The following is a 4698-nucleotide window of genomic DNA, read 5'->3' as shown; positions in this document are numbered from 1 at the left end:
AGGTAAATTCAAACCTTTTCCCTTTCCCCTTTCCCCCTTAACCGAAAAGTATTGCGACCTCAAGCGGAATAATTTATTTTTTTGAGTTCCCCTTTAAACTTTTTTCTCACCACCTGCGAGGAGTTCTAGAATGACTCCATTTGTCCAGCCGAAACCAACTTCGTTAGAACTATATCCAAAGCAGATTTCGTCGGAAACGTTGGCAGAACAGCGTTCAACATCGTATTTCTCAACTAGGGTGTTGTGACGCCCGAATTCTTTAATTACCATAGCCAGGAATTTATCGGCAATGCGATCGCCTTCTGTATGAAACCCATAGCGGTGAAGTCCCTGGACAGCAATTAATGTCAATGGTGCCCAACCGAAGGGTGCATCCCACTGGTTGCCGGTAACACGAGTACTGGTAAAAATTCCGCCTGGGGCTTCAAACAAAGAGAGATTTTCCACGACGCGCTGGGCTTGGGCTTGAGAAGCAATTCCTAGCCACAGGGGATAGAAGGTGGTAGCAAATTCGTAACGGCGGCGTTCTCCACTCTGGAAGTGATAATCGAAATAAAGTCCCTGTTCTTCATCCCAGAGACACTTATCAATACGATCGCGGCGGATATCTGCACGATCGCGCCATTGTTGTTCGAGTTGTTCGTTCCCCAGAATAACGTTAATTTGCGCCAAGTCTTGTTCTACCTGATACAGCAAACTGTTGAGGCACACAGGAGCATAATGGAGGATATCAGCACTGAAGGGGCCAAAGCGGTTGGTGATATCAAAGCCGGACTCGCGCATGGTGCGATCGCCCTTATAAAATAGGTGCGTTAGTTCGTCTTTTTCCCGGTTGTAGTAAAGACTAACGTCATAATCCTCAACCTCAAAAGTTTTATAGTATTCCTTGACGCGATCATAATGGCTTTTTCCCTCATCATCCCGCTCAGAGAACAAAACTTCTGGCGCAGGGCCTTCCCCAAAAGCATAGAATCTAGACAAACCTGTTGCCGGATTCAGGTGAGGTGGTACTACCCAGTAATAATAAAACTGTTCTAGGATCGGTATGGTTGACTTTAACCACTCTTCATCCTGGGTGTGCTGGAATAACGCCAAAACCATCATGCTGAGGACGGGGGGTTGCGATCGCGACAGCATATAAGTCCGGTTGGAATTGAGGATAGTGCCGTAATGCTGCACCTGGTACAACAACTGATCAACTTGGTTTTGCGCTAGCTCCCATTCTTCATCGCGCAAAAGTCCCAGTAATATAAAGTAGCTATCCCAGCCGTACATTTCGTTAAAGCGCCCACCGGGTACAATATAAGGGCCTGGTAGGTATAGTAACCCATGCTCTTTAATCGCCTCTGCTTCAGTTGGCAAAGTGCGAATTTGCAGCTGTTGCATATCCTTGGAAGATAGCGATCGCTCCAACACAGTCTGAATGTTGGGACAATCTTCTGAAGGTGAAATGTAGACTATCCAAGGAGTCTCAGTTTTGTGATCTAGTTTGGTATCTTTGGCAGATTGGAGTAAGTGTTCGTGCGATCGCGTTAAGGTTTTCCAGGTTTTTTTGATATGGAGGCGCAGGGTGTCAATCTGCGTGGTGGTAAGTGTTGGTGAAATGGTCATAATTCAGAATTATTTTTTAAACGCAAAGGGAATCGCAGAGGTACGCAGAGATTTTAGGGGGTTTTCTCTGCGTGGGATAGATTTCTGTTTTTACTCGGCACTACTAATTAATAGGGCGACTGGGAAATGGGCGAGGGCAGATCCGATGGATAATGTTTCTTTAGTTTGTAATGGTTGCTGAGTGAGGACGTTTTTCCAGGTGGGGGAAGTTCCAGAGGGTAATTTTAGGTGCGTATCTTGCCAAACTGAGTCGCCCAAGGGGTTGTCTCCTGGTTGGATGAGGCTTGTTAAAAAGCGAGGGGCGATCACGATCGCTGTTTGATTCCCCTCGCGCCGCGCAAAGGCGATAATGTGATTGGCGTAGGTTCCTTGAACTTCTAATGGTAAATAATCGCCGTCCTGAAATAATGAGACATAGTTTGTTCTGGCTTGGAGTAGTTGAGCCGTTAAAAACAGTTTGATTCTGCCGTCTGTTTTGTCGTTTAGTAACTCCTGAATCAGCCCCAGAATGTCTGTTTTTACCTGTTCGCGGATGGCGCTTAAATAGGTGCGTCGCTGTTCAAAATCTACCGGGCGGCGATTGTCTGGATCGACTAGGCTTAGTTCCCAAAGTTCTGTTCCTTGGTATACATCGGGTACGCCGGGGGCAGTAATCTTCAGTAGAGTTTGGGAAAGGGAATTGAAGATACCATACTCTGCAATTCGCTGTTGGAAGGGACGAAAGGTTTCTAGAAATTCCCCGGAGATAGAAGGATCGAGTACTTTCTCAATAAAGGAGGTACAAGCTTCTTCATACTCGCTATCAGGTCGCAACCATGCTGTATGAACTTTCGCTTCTCGAATTGCCTTAATTATATATTCCTTCACCCGTTCCACGAAGGATGCATGTTCGTGTTCGGCAAAGGGAAACGCCCCTACTAGGGTTTGATAGAGAAAATACTCATCGTTGCGATCGGGCATAGCGAACCCGTGGCGATGGCTACGATGTCCTCGATTCATGGCGCTCCAGGTATTTACCTGCTGATCCCATTCATCGGGAATTTCTGATAGGACATTCAATCTGGTTCGCACATCTTCGCCGCGCTTGGTGTCGTGAGTGGCTGTGGTGTTCATTGTATGAGGCCAGGTTGCTTGGTGCTGTTTGTTAAAGGCATGGAATTTCGCTAAGTCGATGCCAAAATGACCAGGATTTCCCCCGACTTCATTCAGCGACAGCAACCGATTGTAAACATATAATGTGGTGTCTTCAACGCCTTTTGCCATTAGTGGGCCACTGTATTGCTGCATTCGCAAGACAAAATATATCCACTGTTCGCGTTCTGTTTGAGTTAAAGAATTATCAAACTCTAGCAGCATTAACTTTTCAATAAAGGTCAGTTCGTTCTGCAATAGGGGCGCTTGTTCTTTGGCTTGATCGATTACTTTCTCAATGGTAGCGCGATCGCTATCTCCAATTCCATCAGGGGTAATATAGGTGCGGTAAATCGGGAACAGTGTCAAAACTTCGGCGATCGCTCTTTTTAATCCATTCAGCGTAAAATCATTACCATAGCGATATTTACTGGAAACATTTTTTAACAAAAGAGCCAGATTGTCAATATCACCTGCTAAGTTCTTTTCCAGAATTAGGTGTTTTTTATCCTTTACTACCGAGGCATAATCTACTCTTGAGCTAATAAAGTTTTGATAAATTTTATCGAAGGATGATTCATTTTCTGTTTGGCAAAATACACCATTTACATAATTTAAAAAGTCGTATCCAGACGTACCTTCTATTTTCCAGTTTTCCGGCAACTCTTCGGTGAGTTCTAAAATCTTCTCGACTGTGATATAAATATCGCCCGTCTTTTCTCGCAGCCTTTCAAGATACTGGATTGGGTTATAAAGTCCATCTATATGGTCAATGCGTAAACCAGTAAATTTGCCTTCTTCAACCAGCTTTTGAATTAGGCTGTGGGTATTATTAAAAACCCGCACTTCTTCAACTTTAACGGAAATTAGTTCATTGACAGTAAAGAAACGACGGTAGTTCATTTCCTCCGCCCCAACTTTCCAGAAGGCAAGACGGTAAAATTGGTCATTCAGTAATTCATCTAGGAGATTAAAGCTTTCTGAATTGCCGGGTTCTCCGTTAAAAGTTTGGATATTTTCGTCAATGAATTCGCGGATAGCATCGTTTGTGGTGTAGAGTTCCCAAACCAATCCTTTAATAAATGCGATTTGGTCTTGTCGCTGTTTCCCTGCAACTTCTGAGGGCACATTTTTGAGAATGTAGAGAATTCCCAATAGCTTAATAAAATCGGGATGATTGCGTCCCAGTGTGCGCGTGAGTTGACCCAGATTATGGGTGATAAATTTTGTGTAAGATTCTAACCGCAGTGGCAGTTTTAAGCTGTAATAGTTGACAGTTAAACCGTTTTGTTCATATTGCAGCTGGATGTGTCCGTTTTCCAAGGATGCACCATAGAAATCTCCCAGCAACGGCGCGAGAATTCGCTCTTGGCGATCGCCAAAGGGAGCATTCCAAGAAAGGTCGAAGTAGTCGGTATAGCTGGAATCTGGGCCGTGTTCCAATACGTCCATCAAGTAATCGTTTTCGCTGCTATAAGCCATGTGGTTTGGCACAATATCTTGTAACCAGCCCATACCAAGAGATTGAATTTCAGCAGCTAATGCATCAAAAGACTCATTAGTTCCCAGTTCTGGGTTAAGTTGAGTGGCATCTACTATATCGTAACCGTGCGTACTCCCGGATCGTGCTTTGAAAATAGGGGAAGCATACAAATCGGAAATACCTAAATCTGCTAGATAAGCTGCGATCGCTTTGGCGTTGTCAAAGCCAAACTGAGGTGTAAACTGAATTCGATAAGTGGCGGTAGGAATTCGCATATTTTTTTTGAGTGGGGAATGGGTAGAGACGCGATTCATCGCGTCTGTACAAAATGGGGAGTGAGGGGGATATAGCTTTAGCTTCTCGCAGGGTGGGAGATGGGGGAGTTTGAGCCTTTTTACTCGGACGTTGAGCCTTTTTACTCGGACGTTGAGCCTTTTTACTCGAACGTTGAGCCTTTTAGCTCGGACGTTGAG

General features: G+C 44.7%; 2 protein-coding genes. Both read right to left on the bottom strand.

The window, feature by feature from the left end:
- Positions 1-93 precede the first annotated feature (93 nt).
- Positions 94-1611 (bottom strand): trehalase family glycosidase, encoded by a 1518-nt coding sequence (locus tag VB740_RS32135; protein ID WP_323203876.1) that lies wholly within the window; start codon positions 1609-1611, stop codon positions 94-96.
- Positions 1612-1701: 90 nt separating this feature from the next.
- Positions 1702-4500, bottom strand: a complete 2799-nt coding sequence (gene treY, locus VB740_RS32130) for a malto-oligosyltrehalose synthase (RefSeq protein WP_323203875.1) — start codon at positions 4498-4500, stop codon at positions 1702-1704.
- Positions 4501-4698 lie beyond the last annotated feature (198 nt).

Source organism: Nostoc sp. UHCC 0251 (assembly GCF_034932245.1).
Taxonomy (GTDB): Bacteria; Cyanobacteriota; Cyanobacteriia; order Cyanobacteriales; family Nostocaceae; genus Nostoc.
This window is presented reverse-complemented; position numbering and strand designations above follow the sequence as displayed.

What these genes read in the sequence shown, in the direction of transcription:
- VB740_RS32135 (WP_323203876.1), bottom strand. Translation starts at nt 1,611, where the DNA reads ATGACCATTTCACCAACACTTACCACCACGCAGATTGACACCCTGCGC.
- treY (WP_323203875.1), bottom strand. Translation starts at nt 4,500, where the DNA reads ATGCGAATTCCTACCGCCACTTATCGAATTCAGTTTACACCTCAGTTT.